The organism is Streptomyces sp. YJ-C3, assembly GCF_053891275.1.
In genome coordinates this window covers 3,982,765-4,001,883 of record NZ_CM132685.1, presented here as the reverse complement: position 1 = coordinate 4,001,883, position 19,119 = coordinate 3,982,765, and the positions used below count along the sequence as shown (strand labels likewise).

18 protein-coding genes are annotated in these 19,119 nt (G+C 72.3%); 12 read left to right on the top strand and 6 right to left on the bottom strand.

Going from position 1 to position 19,119, the window contains the following annotated elements:
• Positions 1 to 54: 54 nt before the first annotated feature.
• Together ACVHNB_RS17620 and ACVHNB_RS17615 are read left to right on the top strand one after the other, a co-directional pair.
• Positions 55 to 216, top strand: a complete 162-nt coding sequence (locus ACVHNB_RS17620; protein ID WP_456228560.1) for a hypothetical protein — start codon at positions 55 to 57, stop codon at positions 214 to 216.
• Between the two features lie 572 nt (positions 217 to 788).
• A complete protein-coding gene (locus tag ACVHNB_RS17615) occupies positions 789 to 1,664 on the top strand; it encodes an SGNH/GDSL hydrolase family protein (protein ID WP_428950198.1) in 876 nt (291 codons plus the stop codon).
• A gap of 46 nt (positions 1,665 to 1,710) precedes the next feature.
• On the opposite strand, the gene ACVHNB_RS17610 is transcribed toward ACVHNB_RS17615, so the two are convergent.
• Positions 1,711 to 2,958, bottom strand: a complete 1,248-nt coding sequence (locus tag ACVHNB_RS17610; protein ID WP_456228559.1) for a hydrolase — start codon at positions 2,956 to 2,958, stop codon at positions 1,711 to 1,713.
• 204 nt (positions 2,959 to 3,162) lie between these two features.
• Here ACVHNB_RS17610 and ACVHNB_RS17605 point away from each other — a divergent pair, with 204 nt between their 5' ends.
• Positions 3,163 to 4,788 (top strand): penicillin-binding transpeptidase domain-containing protein, encoded by a 1,626-nt coding sequence (locus tag ACVHNB_RS17605; protein ID WP_428950200.1) that lies wholly within the window; start codon positions 3,163 to 3,165, stop codon positions 4,786 to 4,788.
• Here ACVHNB_RS17605 and ACVHNB_RS17600 read toward each other — a convergent pair.
• On the bottom strand, positions 4,782 to 4,982 hold the full coding sequence (locus ACVHNB_RS17600) for a hypothetical protein (protein ID WP_428950201.1): 201 nt from the start codon (positions 4,980 to 4,982) through the stop codon (positions 4,782 to 4,784). The genes ACVHNB_RS17605 and ACVHNB_RS17600 overlap by 7 nt on opposite strands.
• A gap of 89 nt (positions 4,983 to 5,071) precedes the next feature.
• Positions 5,072 to 6,199, bottom strand: coding sequence for a glycoside hydrolase family 88 protein (locus ACVHNB_RS17595; protein WP_456228558.1), 1,128 nt, complete (start codon positions 6,197 to 6,199; stop codon positions 5,072 to 5,074).
• A 387-nt stretch (positions 6,200 to 6,586) separates the two neighbouring features.
• On the opposite strand from ACVHNB_RS17595, the gene ACVHNB_RS17590 reads away from it, so the two are divergent.
• Positions 6,587 to 8,767, top strand: a complete 2,181-nt coding sequence (locus ACVHNB_RS17590) for an FUSC family protein (RefSeq protein ID WP_428957427.1) — start codon at positions 6,587 to 6,589, stop codon at positions 8,765 to 8,767.
• A gap of 29 nt (positions 8,768 to 8,796) precedes the next feature.
• Here the strand turns inward: ACVHNB_RS17590 and ACVHNB_RS17585 are convergent, their stop codons facing one another.
• On the bottom strand, positions 8,797 to 10,125 hold the full coding sequence (locus ACVHNB_RS17585; protein ID WP_456228557.1) for a S28 family serine protease: 1,329 nt from the start codon (positions 10,123 to 10,125) through the stop codon (positions 8,797 to 8,799).
• A gap of 195 nt (positions 10,126 to 10,320) precedes the next feature.
• Positions 10,321 to 10,818, bottom strand: a complete 498-nt coding sequence (locus ACVHNB_RS17580; RefSeq protein ID WP_428950204.1) for a peptidylprolyl isomerase — start codon at positions 10,816 to 10,818, stop codon at positions 10,321 to 10,323.
• A gap of 241 nt (positions 10,819 to 11,059) precedes the next feature.
• Between ACVHNB_RS17580 and ACVHNB_RS17575 the strand changes: the two genes are divergently transcribed.
• A complete protein-coding gene (locus ACVHNB_RS17575) occupies positions 11,060 to 11,353 on the top strand; it encodes a zinc ribbon domain-containing protein (RefSeq protein WP_428950205.1) in 294 nt (97 codons plus the stop codon).
• Between the two features lie 15 nt (positions 11,354 to 11,368).
• Here ACVHNB_RS17575 and ACVHNB_RS17570 read toward each other — a convergent pair whose 3' ends face one another.
• Positions 11,369 to 12,565 (bottom strand): Gfo/Idh/MocA family protein, encoded by a 1,197-nt coding sequence (locus ACVHNB_RS17570; RefSeq protein WP_428950206.1) that lies wholly within the window; start codon positions 12,563 to 12,565, stop codon positions 11,369 to 11,371.
• Between the two features lie 151 nt (positions 12,566 to 12,716).
• Between ACVHNB_RS17570 and ACVHNB_RS17565 the strand changes: the two genes are divergently transcribed.
• From ACVHNB_RS17565 to ACVHNB_RS17535, 7 genes are all read left to right on the top strand, one after another.
• Positions 12,717 to 13,868: an ROK family protein gene (locus ACVHNB_RS17565; RefSeq protein ID WP_456228556.1), complete on the top strand. Its 1,152-nt coding sequence runs from the start codon at positions 12,717 to 12,719 to the stop codon at positions 13,866 to 13,868.
• Between the two features lie 254 nt (positions 13,869 to 14,122).
• A complete protein-coding gene (locus tag ACVHNB_RS17560; protein WP_428950208.1) occupies positions 14,123 to 14,314 on the top strand; it encodes a hypothetical protein in 192 nt (63 codons plus the stop codon).
• A gap of 356 nt (positions 14,315 to 14,670) precedes the next feature.
• A complete protein-coding gene (locus ACVHNB_RS17555; RefSeq protein WP_428950209.1) occupies positions 14,671 to 16,353 on the top strand; it encodes a sensor histidine kinase in 1,683 nt (560 codons plus the stop codon).
• Between the two features lie 104 nt (positions 16,354 to 16,457).
• Entirely contained in the window at positions 16,458 to 16,877 is a 420-nt protein-coding gene (locus tag ACVHNB_RS17550) for a roadblock/LC7 domain-containing protein (RefSeq protein WP_428950210.1), read from the top strand.
• Positions 16,874 to 17,233, top strand: coding sequence for a DUF742 domain-containing protein (locus tag ACVHNB_RS17545; protein WP_428950211.1), 360 nt, complete (start codon positions 16,874 to 16,876; stop codon positions 17,231 to 17,233). The genes ACVHNB_RS17550 and ACVHNB_RS17545 overlap by 4 nt, the downstream gene beginning before the upstream one ends.
• Positions 17,214 to 17,831 carry a GTP-binding protein gene (locus tag ACVHNB_RS17540; protein WP_428950212.1) on the top strand — a complete coding sequence of 206 codons (618 nt, stop codon included), beginning with the start codon at positions 17,214 to 17,216 and terminating at the stop codon, positions 17,829 to 17,831. Before ACVHNB_RS17545 ends, ACVHNB_RS17540 begins: the two co-directional genes overlap by 20 nt.
• Positions 17,828 to 19,093 carry a cytochrome P450 gene (locus ACVHNB_RS17535; protein WP_428950213.1) on the top strand — a complete coding sequence of 422 codons (1,266 nt, stop codon included), beginning with the start codon at positions 17,828 to 17,830 and terminating at the stop codon, positions 19,091 to 19,093. Before ACVHNB_RS17540 ends, ACVHNB_RS17535 begins: the two co-directional genes overlap by 4 nt.
• Positions 19,094 to 19,119: the final 26 nt, after the last annotated feature.

Here is a 19,119-nt window from a genome sequence, read left to right as displayed (position 1 = left end):
TTTGTCCCGAACCACCAGCGGTATCGACACCGCAACGATCAGGAGCCTTGCACCGTGCCCGCACCGTCCACCGCCCCGGCGCCCATCTACGACCGTCTCGTCGACGAGCAGGGCGACGTCCTCGCCGACGCCCGCGAGGCCGCGCAGCAGGCCGAGCGCACCGCAGACGACGTCCTCGACTTCGGCCACGCCCAGGACGCCCCGCAGGCAGGCTGAGAGCGGCCCCCAAGGCCCCCGGGTCGCCCCGCACGGCGACCGGGAGCACGCTCCACGCACAGCGCCGCACCGCATTCGCTGCCGGGGACGATCCCGGCATATCGTGCGCGCGCCGCTGTCGATCCCGACCGGCGGGCGTGAACCTGCTCACTCCATCTCGGGCGCACCCGGCGGGCTCGGCGGACATCCCCGTCGCCCCGAGCGCTCGCCGCGCGCCGCGACCGTGGCGAAGATCACCGTGTCCGACATGCCCACGCACCCACTGCGGTCGAGCGCCTCGCTCCTGCGGTCCGCGTGCATCCCCTGGCACCCGCCCGGGCCGTGACGCCCGGCCGTGACGCGGAACACCCTTCCCGTCCCTCACCCGCTCCCCCGAGGCCGCGCGCCCGCCGAAGCCGGCAGCCGGTCCCGCGAGGTGCGCCCCACGAGTGCGCGCAATTCCCAGGTCACGACCCCGTGCACGCCTATTGACTCATTTTCAAACTCGTCGGTAGCTTCAACTCACAGCGCTGAAGTCCCCTGCCTCACAAGGAACTTGGCCATGAGCCGAGCCGGTTTCGAAGGAGCAACAGATGGCGATTCGCGCGTTCAGGAAGCGTCTCGCGGCCGTGGCCGTGGCGACGGGTGCGGCGGGCCTCGGCCTGACCGTCCCGGCACAGGCGACCCCGCAGCCCCTCCCCTATGTCGCACTCGGCGACAGTTACAGCGCCGCTTCCGGCGTCCTCCCCCTCGATCCGTCCGCGAGCCTGCTGTGCGCCCGCTCCACCGCCAACTACCCGCACGTCATCGCGGAGCGGACCGGCGCCGCCCTCAAGGACGTGACGTGCGGCGGAGCCCAGACGAAGGACTTCGCCGGGTCGCAGTACCCCGGCGTCGCCCCGCAGCTGGACGCGCTCGGCGCGGACACCCGCCTCGTGACCATGACGATCGGCGGCAACGACAACAACACGTTCATCAGCACGATCCTGGCCTGCGCGTCGGCCGGGATCGCCTCGGCGGGCCAGGGTCATCCGTGCAAGTCCCTGTACGGGGACAAGTTCGGCGACGACATCGACACCAAGACCTACCCGGCGGTGAAGGCGGCGCTGCAGGCGGTCAGGAACAAGGCGCCGCAGGCCCGCGTCGCGATCCTCGGCTACCCGTGGATCATGCCGGCCAAGGCGCAGGCGGGCTGCTTCGTGAAGATGCCGATCGCGTCCGGCGACGTGCCGTACGTGCGCGACATCCAGATCCACCTCAACAGTGCGGTGCAGCGGGCCGCGGCGGAGACCGGGGCCACCTACGTCGATCTGTCCCGGGCGTCCGAGGGGCACGACGCGTGCCAGGCCACCGGGAAGCGCTGGGTCGAACCGGCGCTGTTCGGCACGAACTTCGTCCCCGTGCATCCGAACGCGCTCGGCGAGTCGGCCATGGCGGACCTCACGATCGACGCGCTCGGCCTGCGCTGACCGCGGGCGGCACCGTGGCCGGGCGCGCGGGGCGCCGCGCGCCCGGCTACGTGAAGTCGACCTCGGGGAAACGCGCCGAGGGCCCGTCGAGAAGACGGCTGTCCCGGCCGCGCAGGTGACGGTCGAAGAATGCCTTCAGATAAGCCCGTTGGGCCGCGACCGCGCGGGGCGCGGGCACCGTGCCGACCCAGTCGGTGAGCGTCTCGCGCGGCAGATCGAGGCGGGCGGCGACCTGCGGGAGCAGCGTCGTGGCGTCGGTGTACGTGGCGTGCCGTGACCCCTTCAGGGTCAGGTCCCTGCGCCATCCGGTGCTGTGCCGCCACAACTCGCGCCAGGAGGGAACGGTGAGGCGGTCGTTGCCCTCGCTGCCCATCAGGAGCACCGGCCGGTCGGTGCCCTCGGCCGCCACCGTGGTGAGCCGGCCCTCGTCGTGGTCGTCCTGGACGTACGCGAGCACCCCGTCGAGATCGGCCGCCGCGGCGATGCGGCGGTCGTCGTGGAGTGCCTGGAGGGCCGCGAAGCCGCCGGCGGACTGGCCGAAGGCGCCGATCGGCGCCCGCCGCAGGCGCCCGTCCGCGAAGGCCCGGGTGACGGTGTCGACGACGAAGCGGAGGTCGGCGACGCGTACCGCCGCCGTCTTCTCCAGGAGCGCGGTCACCGCGGCGGGCCCCGCTTCCTGTGCCGCCGTGAACTCCGCCGGGAGCCGGCTCCCGGCCACCCGGCCGCCCGGGAACTCGACGGCCGACACGTCGTAGGTGTGGTCGATCGCGATCACCACATAGCCCCAGGAAGCCAGTTCGTCGGTGAGGGTGGTGCCCAGGCCGCGCGGGTCGAGGACGCCGGGCGAGTACAGCACCACGGGGTGCGGCGCGCTCCGGTCCAGGGGCGCCGAGGCGTGGGCGAAGGTGCGCGTGGCGGCCCAGTCGACGCGGCCCGCGGGGAGCCCGGCGAAGTTGTTGAGCCGGTCGAATCCGGCCGCTTCCCGTCTCGTCATCTGTGCGGCGCGGCGGTGCCCGGTCACGGGGCGGGCCGGGTGCCGCACGTCCACCATCAACTCCCGTACGGCACCTGCCGTCCAGGGGTCGCGTCGGGCACGGTCGACCAGGTGCAGCGCCGTCGTGCCCACCGGGCAGGGGCCCGTCGGAGCGGGCAGCCGCAGCCGTGCCCGGTCCGCCGAGGGAGCCCTGGCTGCGGCCGCCGCGGGTGTCGCGCCCAGCGCCAACAGGGCGGAGCCCGCGGCCAGTACGGAGCGGCGGCCGAGTCCGATGCGTGCGGTGGTCCCGTGTTCGTCCATGGTCCGAGGCTGGCCGGGCGCCGGGGGCCGCACCATCCGGCAGGCCCGCCGGGCGCGCTGGGGGTATCCCCCGGTACGGGTCCGCAGCGCGCCTGGGCCACATAAGGGGAGCAGCCCCTGAACGGCGCATTCCGACAGGGAGCGCGGGCGTCGGCCGCCCTACTGTGAGGCGTCGGGAACAACCAGCGGCAGGGCGGAGGCCCCGTGGGCGGCGAGCGCAGGAGACGGCACCTCTGGATCGCGGGCGCGGCGTCGCTCGGGCTGGTCGGCGCGGGGGTGGGCGCCTGGGTCGCGTTCGGCGGGCAGGAGGCCCCGCGGACCGGGCCGCTGTCGGCGGCGGAGGTCCGCTCGGCGGCCACCGGGTTCCTCGGCGCGTGGGCCGACGGCGACACCGGCGCGGCCGCGGACCGGACGAACGACGCGCGGGCGGCCGAAGCGGCACTGCGCGACTACAGGGAGCACGCCCGCCTCACGGCACGGGACCTCGTGCCGGGCACCCCCGCCGGAACGCGGGTCCCGTTCTCGGTGAAGGCCGAGTTCTCCTACGAGGGGGCCCGCGCGCCCCTGACGTACGAGACCGCGCTGACCGTGGTGCGCCGGGCCGGGGACGGGAAGGCCGTCGTGCGCTGGGAGCCCCGGGTGCTGCACCCCCGGCTCGGGCAGGGGAAGCGGCTGGTGGCGCAGCAGGCCGGGGCCGCGCCGGTGCGTGCCGTCGACCGGGACGGGCGGACGCTGGACACGCGGGCGTTCCCCTCGCTCGGCCCGGTCGTGGACGGGCTGCGGCGCACGTACGGGAAGACGGCGGGCGGTCGGCCCGGCGTCGAGCTGCGGATCGTGCCACCGGCCGCGGCCGGTGCTGACGCGGAGCCGCCGAGCGGCACGGCGCTGCTGTCCGTCCCGGAGGGCGCGCCCGGGCGGCTGCGCACGACGCTCCACGCGCGGGTGCAGAAGGCGGCCGAGCGCGAGGTCGCCCGGCGCGCCGATGCCTCGATCGTGGTGCTCAAGCCGTCGACCGGGGAGATCCTGGCGGTCGCCAACTCGCGTGCGGACGGCCCGAACACGGCCCTGGAGGGGCGGCTCGCGCCCGGCTCGACGATGAAGATGATCACGGGGTCGCTGCTCCTGGAGAAGAAGCTGGCCGACCCGGACAAGCCGCATCCGTGCCCGAAGACCGCGTCGTACGGCGGCTGGCAGTTCCACAATGTCGACGACTTCGACATCCCCGGCGGCACGTTCCGCGCCGACTTCGCGGCGTCCTGCAACACGGCCTTCATCACGCAGGCGGGCAAGCTGGCGGACGAGGAGCTGTCCCGCCAGGCCCGTGACGTCTTCGGGATCGGTGAGCACTGGTCGGTCGGTGTCACGGCGTTCGACGGGTCCGTGCCGGTCGAGCACGCCGCGTCGAAGGCGGCCCAGATGATCGGGCAGGGCGAGGTGCGGATGAACCCGCTGACCATGGCGTCGGTCGTCTCGACCGCGCGGACGGGGCAGTTCAGGCAGCCGTATCTCGTCGCGCCCTCCGTGGATCACCGCACGCTCGCCACGGCGCGGCGGACGCTCGACCGCGCCGCGCACGAGCAGCTGCGGGATCTGCTGCACACGACGGCGACGTCCGGCTCGGCGGCCGGCTCCATGCTGGGGCTGCGCGGGGACATCGGGGCGAAGACCGGGTCGGCGGAGGTCATCGGGCAGAAGGAGCCCAACGGCTGGTTCGCGGCCTGGCACGGTGACCTCGCCGCGGCCGCCGTGATGCAGCGCGGCGGCCGGGGCGGGGAGTCGTCGGGGCCGCTCGTGGCGGCCGTTCTCCGGTCGGTCGACGGGAGTCAGTGAGAGACGGCGAAGACCAGGACCGCGGTCAGGCCGAGGGCCCCGCACAGCGAGGCGGCCATGGCGATGCTGACGGCCTTCGCGACGACCGCGGTCGTGTCACCCCCTTCCTGCACGCTGCGCCGCATCGTCCACGCGGCCTCGGTGAGCAGGGCGACGCCAATGACTCCACACAGGAACACCACTACATCGATCATCCGATCATCGTCCGACGGCGACGGCCGGACCCGGCGCACGTGCCCGACGCGCCTCGCCGAGTCCGACCGATTGGCCCCGTCCGCGCACGTCACGCGGCCAGTGCGGCGAGCTCCGTCCCGGCCAGGAGGAAGCCGCCCACGCCGAAGTCGGCCGTGCTGTCGTAGGTGATCGGCTGGCTGGACTCGGGCCGGTCGCCGACCTTCTGGACGTAGCCGAGGAAGCCGTCGGGGTGCACGGCCTTGCCGACGAGGCCGTTCCAGGCGCGGGCCGCGACGGGCAGCAGCGCGGCCCGGTCGACGAGTCCGGCGCGGATCGCGTACGCGGTGCCGTACAGGAAAAAGCTGGTGCCGCTCGTCTCGGGGCCCGGCAGGTGCGTCGGGTCGGCGAGGTTCACGTTCCAGAAGCCGTCGGTTCGCTGGACGGCGGCGACCGCCTCGACCAGGCGCTTGAGAGTGGCGCGGTACTCGGGGGCGTCGGGGTGCGCGCTCGGCAGCGCCTTCAGGGTCTTGGCATGGCCGCCGGCCACCCAGCCGTTGCCGCGCGACCACAGGACCGGCTTGCCGGAAGGCGCGACGATGCCGCCGGGCAGGAAGCGTTTGTCGCGGTACCAGAGGCCGGTCGCGTCGTCGTAGAGGCCGGGGCCGCCCTCGGTGTGTTTGGTGTGGCTGTAGAGGCGGTGCAGCTTCTGCGCGTACGCGGGGTCGGCGCGCAGCGCGCCGAGACGGGCGAACGGGGGCATCGCCATGTGCAGGGCGTCGTCCCACCACCAGTCGTCGTTCTTGTCGGGCTGGTCGGTGTACGTCATGCGGTGCAGGTTGGCTTCGAGGGCGGTGAGTTTCGCGTCCTCGGGTTCGGCCTCGTACAGGTCGAGGTAGGCCTGCGCTGCGCACTGGTTGTCGGCGTGGCGGGTGGTGGCGCCGCCGTTGAGGGCGTAGTCGTGCCGCTCGGCCCAGTTGCGCGCATAGGCGAGGTAGCGGGTGTCGCCGGTCAGGCGACGCAGGGCGAGCAGGCCGCTGAAGAAGGTGGCGTTGGCCCAGAGGTTGTCGCCGGAGTCGCTGTGGGCGGCGATCCAGTGGTCGGCGACGCGGCGCAGCACCGTGACGATCTCGGTGCGGGGCGGCAGCGCCGCGGGTGGAGGAGCCGCGTGGGCCAGGGGCGCGAGCGCGGTCGTCACGGTCAGGGCGGCGGCGCCGGAGAGGAAGTGGCGTCTACGCATGTGGGGGCCTTCTCTCGGGTGCGGGTACGGGTAACGGGCGCGGATGCGGGCACGGGCGCGGCGGGAGCAGCCCTTCGGACACCACGGTCGGCGAACAGACACATCGCTTCATCGACTTCCGTGCCTCACATCCTGGTTCGGGTCAACTCGGCCACACAGAGCCGAAGTTCAGGTGTGTGAACATCGCGTATCAACGTGAATCACGGCAGGAGCAGTAAAGGACTAGGCCATGCTCACGTCAAGGCCGCGTTCGCATCCTCGTATGCTCGGGGGCACGAACGACGGATCGATCTTGGAGTGACACAGGTGACCCAGGTGGCACGACGGCCGGCCCTGACCCGGACGTGGGACCGCTTCGTGGCGTCCGACCCGGGGCTGCTGCGACTGATGGCCGGACTGCGGACCGTCGCCGCGATCGGCCTGGCCCTCGCCGTGCTCTCGCTGCTCAGAACCGATGTCACGCACATGGTCGCGGGCGCGATGGCCGCGATGGTCGGCACGTTCGCGATCCGCGAGAAGACGGTGCGCGGGCAGGCGGCCACGCTGGCGCTCGGCCTGCCGGTGGCGCTCGCGGCGATGTCGCTCGGCGCGCTGCTGCACAGCCGGGTGGTGGTGGGCGACCTGTTCTTCATCGCGCTGATCTTCGGCGCGGTTTACAGTCGCAGATTCGGCGACCGGGGCACGGCGCTCGGGCTGATCGGTTTCCAGGTCTACTTCGTGTCCCTGTTCGTGAACGCGTCGGTGGATCAACTGCCCCTCCTGTTCGGAACGTTGGCGATCGCGTTCGTGTGCAGTGCGGTGGCCCGTTTCGTGCTCGTGCCGGAGACGCCCCAGCTGGTGCTCGGGCGGCTGCGCGAGGCGTTCCGGGCGCGGCTGGCCCAGTTGGTCACCGCGCAGACACGGCTGCTCGACGCCCCGCCCGAGGAGCTCGAGGACGTCCTCGACGACCTGCGCCGGCACACGGCACGTCTGCACGAGGCGGCGCTGATGATCCAGGGCCGTCTGGAGGACGGCACCCGGGACGCGGCCACGGCCGCGCTGATCCAGCGCCGTGTCGCGGACGCCGAGGTCGCCGCCGAGCGCCTGGGCATGCTGCTCCTGAACGCGCGCAGTGCCGAGCGCGCCGACACCCTCACCCTGCACCTGCCGGGCGCGCCGGTGCCGGCCGCCGGCGCGCTGCTGCCCCGCGAGGACGAGGCGACGGCCACGCTCCGCCGCGACCTGGGCGCCCTGCACCTGATGGTGGCGCGCCCCGCCGACGCCAACCGGGGCACCGCCGTCGCCCACGTACGCAACCGTCTGCTCGGCTACCGCGACGAGGAGCGCATCCCGCCGGGGGCCACGCTCGCCGCGCAGGACGTGTTCCGCGGCATCGGTGAGGCGGCGCGCGCCGTCATGGGCCTCAGGCTCGCGCTCGACGGGCCGCAGGACGAGTCCGACGACTCCCCCGCCACGACCCGGTCACGCGAGGAGTTCGACGCGGAGGACGTGTCCATCACGGCGGAGAAGGAGGCACCCGCCGAGGAGGAGGCCGAGGAACCCGACGGGCTCAAGCGGCCGACCACCCGCGCCGCGTTCCAGGTCGCCGTCGGCTCGGCGCTCGCCATCGTCGGCGGCGAGTTCCTGTCGAGCCAGCGCTGGTACTGGGCGGTGCTCACCTGCTGGGTCGTCTTCCTCAACACCGCGTCCACGGGCGAGATCGTCGTCAAGGGCTACCGACGGCTGCTCGGCACGGTCCTCGGGGTCGTCGCCGGTGTGGCGCTGGCCGGGGCGGTGGGTCACCACACCTGGCTCGCGTTCGTGCTGGTCCTGCTGTGCGTGTTCGCGATGTTCTTCACCGCTCCGCTGTCGTACGCGCTGATGTCGTTCTTCGTGACGGCGATGCTGGGCCTGCTGTACACGCTCCTGAACACCTACAGCTTCGACGTGCTCGTGCTGCGCATCGAGGAGACGGCCCTCGGCGCGGCGTGCGGCATCATCGCGGCGGTGCTGGTGCTGCCGGTGCGTACCGACAGCCGCACCGACGAACTGCTCGGCACGGTCCTGGAGCGGCTCGGCGAGGTCGTGGCGGGCGCGGTGGAGCAGCTCAGCGGCGGACCGGCGGTCGATCTCCTGGACAAGGCGCGGGACCTGGACACCGCGCTCGACGACCTGCGGGCGTCCACGCAGCCGCTGACCCATCCGATCACGCCGCTGCGCGAGCGGCGCCAGACGGCCCGCTACCTGGTGGCGCTCCTGGAGACGTCGGCCTACCACGCCCGGTCGCTGGCGGCGACCGCCGAACTCGTGCCGTACAGCAAGCGGGTGGGTGCCGATCCGCGCCTGGGCCGGGCCGCGCGGCGCATCGCCCACAACATCGACGTGCTCGTCGCGCACGTGACCGAGACGGACACGACGGGCAGCGTCGAGTCGGGCGCGAGCATCGCGGCGATGCTGGAGACCGACGGCCTCGGCGTCCCGGCCGCGAACACCGTCACGTTCCGCGTGCTGCGTCATCTGCAGCGCCTCGACGAGGGCATCACCGGCCTGGCCAGGCCCCTGGACGTGCCGGTGGGCCCGCGCAAGTAGCGAGGGCCCACCGGCCCCCGTGCGTGCGGCTACTGCGCGGCCCACCGCCGGATCGTGGCGGTGGCCGCGTCCCGCTGGTCGGCGGGCAGGGCGGAGATCCGGGCGCCGTGGTTGGAGTTGGGCACGATGTACTTGTACGAGTCGCGCTTGCCGGGCGTGAACTGCTCGGCGCTCCACGGGTCGTTCTGCCCGTACACGAACAGCATGCGCTGCGACTCCGTGCGCACCCACTTGTCGACGCCCTTGATGACGGCGCCGTCGTAGCCGGTGCGCATGTCGGCGGGGAGCACGGAGTTCGGCTGGTAGATGTCCGGGTAGTGGCGGACGCCCTTGAGGTTCTCGAACTTCAGGTCGGCCCAGCCGAGTTGGGCGGCGGCCTGCCGGTAGTAGGGGCCCGATCCGTTGGCGCCGAGCGTGGAGTCCTCGTAGATGGACAGGCCGTGGTCGAGCGACCACTGGTACAGCGCGTCGTCGGAGACGGTCTTCGCGTCGGGCACCGTCGGGCAGTTGTCGACGGTGCCCGACTGCCAGAAGTTCCACACCTGGTCGAGGACCGCGAACTCGTAGGCGCGGTCGGTGGTGCCGAGCGTGTCGGTGAAGGTGTAGCCCGCGTCCTCGGCGGTCTTCTCGAACTTCGGCAGGAGCGTGTCGCGCCGCACGAGCATCTCGCGCTGCACGGCGGCGAGCGCGTCGCGGCACTCCTTGGTGCCGACCGTCCTGAAGAAGCGGTCGTAGGTGCTGTCGTCCTTGTTGTTCGCGTCGTTCGGGGCGACGTAGGCGACCACGCCGTCGTAGTCCCGCGGGTAGAAGCGGTAGTGGTACGTCGCAGTCATGCCGCCCTTGCTGCCACCGGTGGCGAGCCACTTCGAGGACTTCTCGTACAGCGGTCTGACGGCCCGCACGATGGCGTGCTCGTCGGCGGCCTCCTGCTGGACGGTCATCTTCTGCCACGGGGTGGCGCCGGCCGGGACGGACGGGCCGAAGAAGCGGTGCTCGACGCTGAGCTGGTTCGCGTCGAGGATCGTGGTGGGTTCGCGGGTGGTCGACGACAGGCCGTAGCCGCCGGTGTAGAAGACGACCGGCTTGGCCGTCGACTTGTGCCAGAGGGTGAACCGCTGCTGGAAGGTGCCCGACCACGGCTTGTCGTGGTCGATCGGCTGCGTGATCGACAGGGAGTAGAGCGGGAAGCCCTCCTTGTCCGTGACCGCGGTGACGGTGACCCCCGGTATGGCGCGCAGCCGCTCCTCGAAGGACGCCGCGGAGGCGGTGGAGGCGGCGGCCGGTGCCGCGGTGGCGGCCAGGGCTCCCGCCGTGAGGGCGGCGGACAAGAGCAGCGTGGGCAAGGTGCGCAGACGCACGGAGGCCTCCCGGGTCGAGGAAACGGTGAACTGGATCACTGGTCCGTCGACCGAGACCTTAACCCGAGCCGCCCGGCGGGGAGTTGGGGTCGTCGTCTTACTGTCCCGTCACTGTCCGGCTGCCGCGCGGGCGGGAAACGACGGAGCCGGGGCCCCCGCCTGTACGGCGGGGGCCCCGGCTCCGTGCGAGGTCGGTCAGAGCTGACCGGACTCGGCGATCGTGATCTTGGCCGAGGTGGCACCGCTGCGCGAGCCGAGGGCCTCGATCTTCTTCACGAGCTCCATGCTCGCCTCGTCCGCGACCTCGCCGAAGACGACGTGCTTGCCGTCGAGCCAGTCGGTGACGATGGTCGTGATGAAGAACTGCGAGCCGTTGGTGTTCGGGCCCGCGTTGGCCATGGAGAGCTGGCCCGGCTTGGTGTGCTTGAGCTGGAAGTTCTCGTCGGCGAACTTCTCGCCGTAGATGCTCTTGCCACCCGTGCCGTTGCCGGCGGTGAAGTCGCCGCCCTGCAGCATGAACTGCGGGATGACGCGGTGGAAGGACGAACCGGCGTAGCCGAAGCCCTTCTCGCCGGTGCACAGGGCGCGGAAGTTCTCCGCGGTCTTCGGGACGACGTCCTCGAAGAGGTTGAACGTGATCCGCCCGGCGGGCTCGTCGTTGATCGTGATGTCGAAGTAGGTCTTGATTGCCATGCGGCAATCCTTGCATCACGACCCCCGGATTGCCGATTCGGCCCGGCCGCACGGCCGTGTCCGTACGTTCCGTGACACTCCGGTGCCGGAAAGCGACGGGTTCCTCCCGTTCCCGGGCCGTCGGGCGCGGCGGGAGCACTCCGTACGGGGATACGCCCTGTGAGGCCGGTACGCGCGCCGCCTACGATGGCGCTCCGGCCACGAACCCTCGGCGGTGGCCACGGCACGGGAGGGGCCAGGAATGATCATCTTCGGTACGCGGGGCTACGCCTTTCAGCTCGCGATACTCACGTTCGTCTGCGGGAACTGCGGGAACCCCGCGGCTCACACAGTGCGCAAGTACGTCACGAAGTTCACGCTGTTCTTCGTCCCGCTGTTCCCCATCTCGACGAAGTTCCGCACGCAGTGCACCTTCTGCGGCGTCGAGCACCAGGTACCCAAGGATCAGGCGGAGGCCATGCTCGCGCAGGCCACCGCTCCGCAGGGCGGTGCTCCGCAGGGCGGCGCCCCGCAGCAGCACCACCACCAAGGCTAGGACCCGTCCGGCGGATCAGGGCGCGTCGCCGAAGTCGGGGACGCGCAGGCGTTCGCCGTCGCGCTGCGCCGACGCGTGGGCGACGATGCCCGGCAGGGTGTAGCGGGCGGCGACCCAGGCGTTGACCGGGGGGTGGTCGCCGGTGGCGACGGCGGTGACGAAGTCGTCGACCAGGAAGTGATGGCTGCCCTCGTGGCCGTTGGGCAGCCGGTCGAAGACGCGGGGCAGCCGGGCGCGGTCGTGCACGGGCGCCGAGCCCGAGGTGAACGCGGCACGCAGGGCGGGCGCGACGTTCGCGAGGGAGGGGTCGTCCGGCGCCACCGTCGGCTTGGGCCGCAGGAGCTCCGAGATGTCCGTGACGCCCTTCTTGTCCTGCCAGAGGCTGACCGTGGCGAGCTGCTCCATGCTCGCGTCGGTCCCGAAGAACCGGAAGCGGGACTCCCGGATGTGCGACGGGTAGCCGACCCGGCGGAACTCGTTGGTGCGGAACGATCCGCCGCCCGCGACCTCGAACAGCGCGGTCGCGTTCGACACGTCGTTGCCGAACCGGCTGACGTCCTTGTCGAAGACGCCGTCCCCGCGTGCGTCACGGACCCCGATCGCGGAGACGCTCACCGCGTGCGTGTCCCAGGCTCCGAGGACGCCGCCGACGGAGTGGGTGGGGTAGAGCAGCGGCGGGTAGCTGGCCGTGGCCTTCCAGTCGGCGCCCCCGCTGTACTGGTAGGCCTCGTAGAACCCGAGGTCCATGTCGTGGACGTAGTCGCCCTCGGCGTAGAAGAGACGCCCGAAGGCGCCGTCGGCGATCTGCCGGCGCGCGTGCACGGTCGCCGGGTTGTACTGGCTGGTCTCGCCCATCATGTACGTGAGGCCGGTCTCCCGGACGGCGTCGATGATCGCGCCGATCTCCTCCTCGGTGATCGCCATCGGCACCGCCGAGTAGACGTGCTTGCCGGCGCGCAGGGCCCGCAGGACGAGTGGGCCGTGGGTCCAGCGCTGGGTGAAGATCGCGACGGCGTCGACGTCCGGTGCGGCGAGCATCGCGTCGTACGTGTCGAACGTGCGGGTCAGCCCCTCACCGGCGACGAGCTCCTCGGCCCGTTCCGGGATCAGATCGGTGGCGTACATCGCGCCGACCCCCGGATGCGCGTGGAACAGCTTCGCGAACTGGCCGGCGAACTGTCCTGCGCCGACGATGCCGAGCGAGAAGGTCACGGCGGACCCCTTTCCGGAGGCGACGGATACCTCCGATTACTTTTGGGGCGGAAGGATCCACCCGTCAAGACGACACCGCGTCTCGCCCGCACTCCTCAACTCCCCTCCCCCGCCTTGACTTTGCTTCCGTCGCGGAACAATTCTTCCGGTCATGAGCGCACCCGAGAAGGAGAGCTGGCCGCCGCTGAGCCCCGGTGAGCGTGCGGTGGCCATCGAGGTGCTCACGCACGGCCCGCTGTCCCGTTCCGCACTGTCCCGGCGACTCGGCCTCTCCGCGGGCAGCCTCACCCGGCTGACCCGGCCGCTGATCGACTCCGGCCTGCTGGTCGAGGAGGCGGCGACGGCTCAGCCCCGGCAGGGCCGCCCCTCGCAGCCGCTCGCCGTCGTCGCGGGGTCGCGGCACTTCGCCGGGTTCAAGATCACGGGTGACGCCGTCCACGGAGTCGTCACGACGCTGCGCAGCGAGGTCGTCGCCCGGCGCTCGGTGCCGCTCGACACCCATGACCCGGGGCGCGTAGCCGCGCTGCTGGCGGACCTGACCGGCGACTTCGCGTCGCGCTTCGCCCGGCTCGCCGGGATCGGGATCGGCGTGGCCGGTCCGGTGCGCGAGCGCGGCGTGGTCGTCGACAACCCCTTCCTCGGCTGGTCCGAGGTGCCGCTGGCGGACCTGGTGGGCGAGCGCACCGGGCTCGCGGTGGTCGTCGACAACGACGTGGCGGCCCTGGCCGAGGCACAGGCCTGGTTCGGCGCGGGCCGCGGCCTCGACCGGTTCGCGCTGCTCACCATAGGGGCGGGCATCGGCTACGCACTCGTCCTGGACGGCCGACCGGTCCGTACGGGCGGGGGCGGCATCGGCCGGCACTGGATCGTCGACCCCTGCGGCCCGCTGACCCCCGAGGGCGAACGGGGCAGCGCCGCCTCCCTGTTGACCATCCCGAGCATCCGCTACCAGCTGCAGGCGGCGACCGGGCGGCCCGCGACGTACGCCGAGATCCTGACCGCGGCGGCGGCCGGGGAACCGGCGGCCGCCCGGGTCGTCACGGAGGCGGCCCGCGCACTGGGCGTGATGGTGGCGCAGATCGCCGATCTCGCGCTGCCGCGGAAGATTCTGCTGGCCGGGGAAGGCGTCGGGCTCATGGAGGTGGCCGGCGACGTCGTGGCCGCCACGGTCCGGGCCCGGCGCCACCCCGACGCCGAGCCCGTCGTGCTGGAGACCGAGGTCTCCGACTTCCACGCGTGGGCCCGCGGTGCCGCCGTGCTCGCGATCCAGGTGCTGGTGCTCGGGGCGAAGCAGGGCGTCTGAGAACGCGCTCCGCGCGCCCGGGGGCCCCGGACATGAGACGGCCCCGTCGCCTCACAGGGGGGGGAGAGGAGGCGACAGGGCCACAGGCTCGAGCGCCCGGGGGGGGGTGGGCTGCTTGAGCTGCTCACCCTCCTGGTTCCCGGGATCAGCCGGAGCATGCATGTCCGGAGCCGACTTTCGAAGGACCGTTCCTGCGCGGCAGCTACGGGTCCCGCAAAAGTCTCAAACTGGAGTTCAATGACACAGTGGAAGGCATGAAATTCCTTCTCGAGGTCGACATGGGCGATTCCGCGTTCGACGGCGACGCGGCCCGCGAGCTGGGCCGGATCCTGCGGTACTGGGGCGGCAACCTCCACCACTTCGCCCTGACGCCCGGTGACGGCTCGGCGATCCATGACTCCCAGTACGCGGAAGTAGGCCGATGGCACGTCACGGAAGCCGACTGATGATGGCCGAAAACATTCGCCGACCCGGGCGTTGAAGCGCTCGCGGCTCGCAGTCCGCTTCCTGCACAGGGGCCTGCGGTCCCGAGATGATCTCCCGAACATCCGCTTTTGTAAGGCTGAGATGGCCAGTTCAGGCGCTAGCACGAACCGGCCACCTGACGGCGAGTTCACGACGAACTTCTCGGCTAGGCGGACTGCCCGGCTTGTCCGGCCATCTCGGCCGTCGGCATGACTAGCATGAACGCTCAAACGGTCCGGAAGATCGGCGTCCCCTTCGATGCCTGCTGACCGGATCCGCAGCCGACATGACCGGTCGGCTCGTCGCTTCCCCACTCAAGGACCGAGGGACCCGCGGAATGTCAGTGCCTGCACCCCCCAGCCCGCAAGCGATAGCCAGGGCGGGGCGCACCTCCCTCGGCGCGGCACTCGCCGTGCTGGTGGTGGCGGCGGCCGCCGCCGGCGCCGCTGCCGCTCTCGCCCCGTCCGGCGCCCGCACCTGGGCCGTGTGGACGGCCGCGATCGCGTGGGTGTGCCTGACCGTCGCCGTCGTGACGGGCATCGTCCTGCTCGGCCGGGCCCGGCGGGAGACCGTACGCGCCCGGCAGGACCTCGCCCAGGCGCAGGGCCGGTTGGCCCAGCAGGCGGCGGAGGCCGCGCAACTGGTGAACGTGACGCTGCCCGGCGTCGTGCGGCAGCTGCGGGAGACGGCGAGCGCGGGACCGGCGATGGCACCGTCCGATCCCCAACTGCGCCGGATCATGGAAGAGTTCACGGCGACCGTCGAGACGTCCGTCCGGGAGGCCGTGCACGCCGCGGCGGAGCGGGACGCCGCCCGCGGCGTGCTGGAGCGGGCCGGCCAGGAACTGGACCGGCTCACGGCCGAGACGTTCCCCACCGCGGTGGCCCGGCTGCGCGAGGGCTCGTCCGCCGAGACCGTGCTCGCCGAGCTGACCTGGCCGGAGAACCCCTTGTTGAGGGTTCCGGCCGAAGGGTTCCTGCGCGAACTCGCGCTGAGCGAGCGACGGGCCGCCGCCGCCCAGGCCGCCTCGGCCAAGGCGCTCAGCCGCGTCCAGGCCAAGTCCGTCAGCATGCTGGCGGAGCTGCGCGGCATGCAGGAGCGGCACGGCGAGGAAGTGTTCGGCGATCTGCTGCGCCTGGACCACTCCACCTCCCAGCTCGGCCTGATGACCGACCGGCTGGCGCTCCTGATGGGCGGTCGCTCCAGCCGCGCCTGGAACAAGCCGATCGTGATGGAGAGCGTGCTGCGCGGCGCCGTCGGCCGGATCGCCGCCTACCAGCGGGTGCGGCTGCACTGCGCCACGGGCGCGGCGATCGCCGGGTTCGCGGCCGAGGGCGTGATGCACCTCCTGGCCGAGCTGATGGACAACGCGGCGAACTTCTCGCCGCCCATCGACGAGGTGCACGTCTACGTCGAGGAGCGGTCCGCGGGGCTCGTCGTGACCATCGAGGACAGTGGCCTGAAGATGGCCGACGCGGCGATGCGCCGCGCGGAGCAGGCGGTGTCGGGTCAGGTCACCGACCTGGCGTCGCTCCAGGGCACCCGGCTCGGCCTCGCCGTCGTCGGCCGGCTCGCCGCGAAGTACCGGATCGACGTGAACTTCCGCCCGTCCTCGCGCGGCGGAACCGGCGTCGTCGTCCTGCTGCCGCCCCAGCTCCTCGCCCAGCAGCGGGACATCGTGCAGCCCCAGACCGTGCCCGCGCCGCGCCCGGCCCCCGCGCGGACGGAGACCACGGAGACCCACGAGCGCGCCGAACCCGTCGAGCTCACCGGGCAGACAGCTCAGCCCGAGCAGACCGGGGCCGGTGTGCCGCAGCCCGCACAGCCGGCCGCCGCGACCCCGAACGGACTGCCGGTGCGCCCGCCCGGCCGCACGATGGCCGCCGCCGACCAGGAGCGCGGACGAGCCACGCCCGCGCCCGCCGCCGACCGGGCCACCCAGCCCGGCCGGGACGCGGGCTCCCGCTTCGGCGCCTTCCACCGCGCCCGCAAGGCCAAGGAAGGCGATCGGCCCGAGTAGGCCGCCGCGCTCCCGAAGGACCCCTCAACCCCCGCTCTACACCGTGAGATTGGAGGCACGGGCGGTGTCCGGCAGTGCCGGACGCAGCACCGCCCGACCCCGCCATGCAGACCACTGACACCAGCCTGACCTGGCTCCTGGAGAGCCTGCTGGAGCGCACCCCCGGCACCCGGCACGCCCTCGTCCTGTCCCGGGACGGGCTGAAGCTGTGCTGGAGCGAGCATCTGACGCTCGACCAGGCCGATCAGCTCGCGGCGATCTGCTCCGGCATCCAGGCCCTCGCGCAGGGCGCGTCGGTGGAGTTCGGCGACGGGAGCGGCGGTGTACGGCACTCCATGACGGAGTTCCACGGCGGCCTGCTCTTCATCGTGGACGCGGGCGAGGGGGCGCATCTGGCGGTCGTCGCGGACGAGGACGCCGATCCGGGTGTGGTGGGCCACCAGATGACGGAGCTGGTGGAGCAGATCGGGGAGCACCTGCGGGCCGAACCGCGCGAGTCCACCGCCGGGGGCGGCGCCTCGTGACGCGCCGGCCGGTGGACACCGGCGACCCGGACCGGCTCTACACGGTCACCGGGGGCCGCAGCCGGGTCGACGACACGTCGTTCGACCTGGTGACGCTGGTGGTCAGTGAGTGCGAGCCGACAGCCGGGATGCAGTCCGAGCACGTACGGATCCTCGAACTGTGCCGGGATCCCACGGCCGTCGTGGAGATCGCCGCGGAGCTGAAGCTCCCGATCACCGTCGTACGGATCCTGCTCGGTGATCTGCTGGCCGGCGGCAAGGTCACCGCCCGTCATCCGCGCCCGGCCTCGGCCGGCGCGGCCCTCCCCGATTCCGCCCTTCTCAAGGAGGTGCTCCATGGGCTCCGCAACCTCTGAACTGCCCGCGCACCGCTCACCGCTCGGCGCCCTCGCGGACACCGGCTTGAAGATCGTCGTGGTGGGCGGGTTCGGGGTCGGCAAGACGACCCTCGTCCGCTCCGTCAGCGAGATCCGGCCGCTGAACACCGAAGAGGTGATGACGCAGGCCGGCGTGGGCGTCGACGAGACGACGGGCGTGGCGGCGAAGACCACGACCACCGTCGCCTTCGACTTCGGCCGCATCAGCCTGAACGACCGCATGGTGCTGTATTTGTTCGGGGCGCCGGGGCAGGAGCGGTTCTGGTTCCTGTGGGACCGGCTGTTCTCCGGGACGCTGGGGGCGGTCGTCCTCGTCGACACGCGCCGGATGGACGACTCGTGGTACGCGATCGACCGCCTGGAGCACCACGGCACGCCGTTCGTGGTCGCGGTCAACCGGTTCGACGACGAGCCCGTGCGCCACTCGCTCGACGAGATCCGGCAGGCCCTCGCGCTGCCGGAGCACGTGCCGATGGTCGACTGCGACGCCCGCGTCAGGTCCTCCGGCAAGGACGTGCTGATCACCCTCGTGGACCACCTCTACGCAATGGCCATGGCCCAGGAGACGACACCGTGACCGAGCAGAGCCCGACCCCTTCCCCCAGCGGCGCTCCCGCCGGCTGCCCCGCCCACGCGGGTGCGGTGCCGCTCAGCGGTCTGGAGTACCAGCAGACGCCCTCGCAGCTGTACCGCTCGCTGCGGCGTGAGCACGGCCCGGTCGCGCCGGTGCTGCTCGACGGGGGCGTGCCCGCGTGGCTGGTCCTCGGTTACTCCGAGCTGAGCTATGTGACCTCGCACGACGAGCTGTTCGCGCGGGACTCGCGGCGCTGGAACCAGTGGGAGCACATCCCCGAGGACTGGCCGCTGCTGCCGTTCGTCGGCTATCAGCCCTCGGTCCTGTTCACGGAGGGCGCGGAGCACCAGCGGCGGGCCGGGGTGATCACGCACGCCCTGGAGCAGGTCGACCAGTTCGAGCTGGCCCGGGACTGCGGGCTCATCGCCGACCGGCTCATCGCCGCGTTCGCGGGCAGCGGGCAGGCCGAGCTGATGGACGCGTACGCGCACGCGCTGCCAATGGTGGCCGCCGTCCAGATGTGCGGGATGCCGCACGCGGGCACGGACACCCAGGACCTGGTGGACGACCTGCGGATCTCGCTGGACGCGGCGGAGGGCGACGATCCGGTCGCCGCGTACGTCCGCGTCGGTGAGCGGATCCAGAAGCTGGTCAAGGAGAAGCGGGAGCGGCCCGGCCCCGACGTCACCTCCCGGATGATCCAGGACCCGGCGGGTCTCACCGACGAGGAGATCGTGCAGGACCTGATCTCGGTGATCGCGGCGGCCCAGCAGCCGACGGCGAACTGGATCTGCAACACCTTGCGTCTGCTGCTGACGGACGAGCGGTTCGCGCTGAACGTGTCGGGCGGGCGGCTCAGTGTCGGCGAGGCCCTGAACGAGGTGCTGTGGCTGGACACGCCGACGCAGAACTTCATCGGCCGCTGGGCGGTGCGCGACACGCAGCTGGGCGGCCGGCAGATCCGGGCCGGCGACTGTGTGGTGCTGGGGCTCGCCGCCGCGAACACGGACCCACAGATCTGGCCGGAGGCGCACGTGGGCGCGGAGAACGCGGCGCACCTGTCGTTCAGCAACGGCGAGCACCGCTGCCCCTACCCCGCTCCCCTGCTGGCCGACGTGATCGCGCGCACGGCGGTGGAGACGCTCCTGGACCGGCTGCCGGACATCGTCCTGTCCGTGGACCCGGCGGAGCTGAGGTGGCGGCCGTCGATCTGGATGCGCGGTCTGACGTCGCTGCCGGTCAGTTTCACGCCGGTCGTGCAGTGAGCCGCCGTGCACCCGCCGCGCGGGTG

Bases quoted from the DNA above. Each gene is read 5' to 3' on its own strand.
- ACVHNB_RS17615 (WP_428950198.1), top strand. From the start codon at position 789: ATGGCGATTCGCGCGTTCAGGAAGCGTCTCGCGGCCGTGGCCGTGGCG.
- ACVHNB_RS17610 (WP_456228559.1), bottom strand. From the start codon at position 2,958: ATGGACGAACACGGGACCACCGCACGCATCGGACTCGGCCGCCGCTCC.
- ACVHNB_RS17600 (WP_428950201.1), bottom strand. From the start codon at position 4,982: ATGATCGATGTAGTGGTGTTCCTGTGTGGAGTCATTGGCGTCGCCCTG.
- ACVHNB_RS17595 (WP_456228558.1), bottom strand. From the start codon at position 6,199: ATGCGTAGACGCCACTTCCTCTCCGGCGCCGCCGCCCTGACCGTGACG.
- ACVHNB_RS17590 (WP_428957427.1), top strand. From the start codon at position 6,587: ATGGCCGGACTGCGGACCGTCGCCGCGATCGGCCTGGCCCTCGCCGTG.
- ACVHNB_RS17580 (WP_428950204.1), bottom strand. From the start codon at position 10,818: ATGGCAATCAAGACCTACTTCGACATCACGATCAACGACGAGCCCGCC.
- ACVHNB_RS17575 (WP_428950205.1), top strand. From the start codon at position 11,060: ATGATCATCTTCGGTACGCGGGGCTACGCCTTTCAGCTCGCGATACTC.
- ACVHNB_RS17565 (WP_456228556.1), top strand. From the start codon at position 12,717: ATGAGCGCACCCGAGAAGGAGAGCTGGCCGCCGCTGAGCCCCGGTGAG.
- ACVHNB_RS17560 (WP_428950208.1), top strand. From the start codon at position 14,123: ATGAAATTCCTTCTCGAGGTCGACATGGGCGATTCCGCGTTCGACGGC.
- ACVHNB_RS17555 (WP_428950209.1), top strand. From the start codon at position 14,671: ATGTCAGTGCCTGCACCCCCCAGCCCGCAAGCGATAGCCAGGGCGGGG.
- ACVHNB_RS17550 (WP_428950210.1), top strand. From the start codon at position 16,458: ATGCAGACCACTGACACCAGCCTGACCTGGCTCCTGGAGAGCCTGCTG.
- ACVHNB_RS17540 (WP_428950212.1), top strand. From the start codon at position 17,214: ATGGGCTCCGCAACCTCTGAACTGCCCGCGCACCGCTCACCGCTCGGC.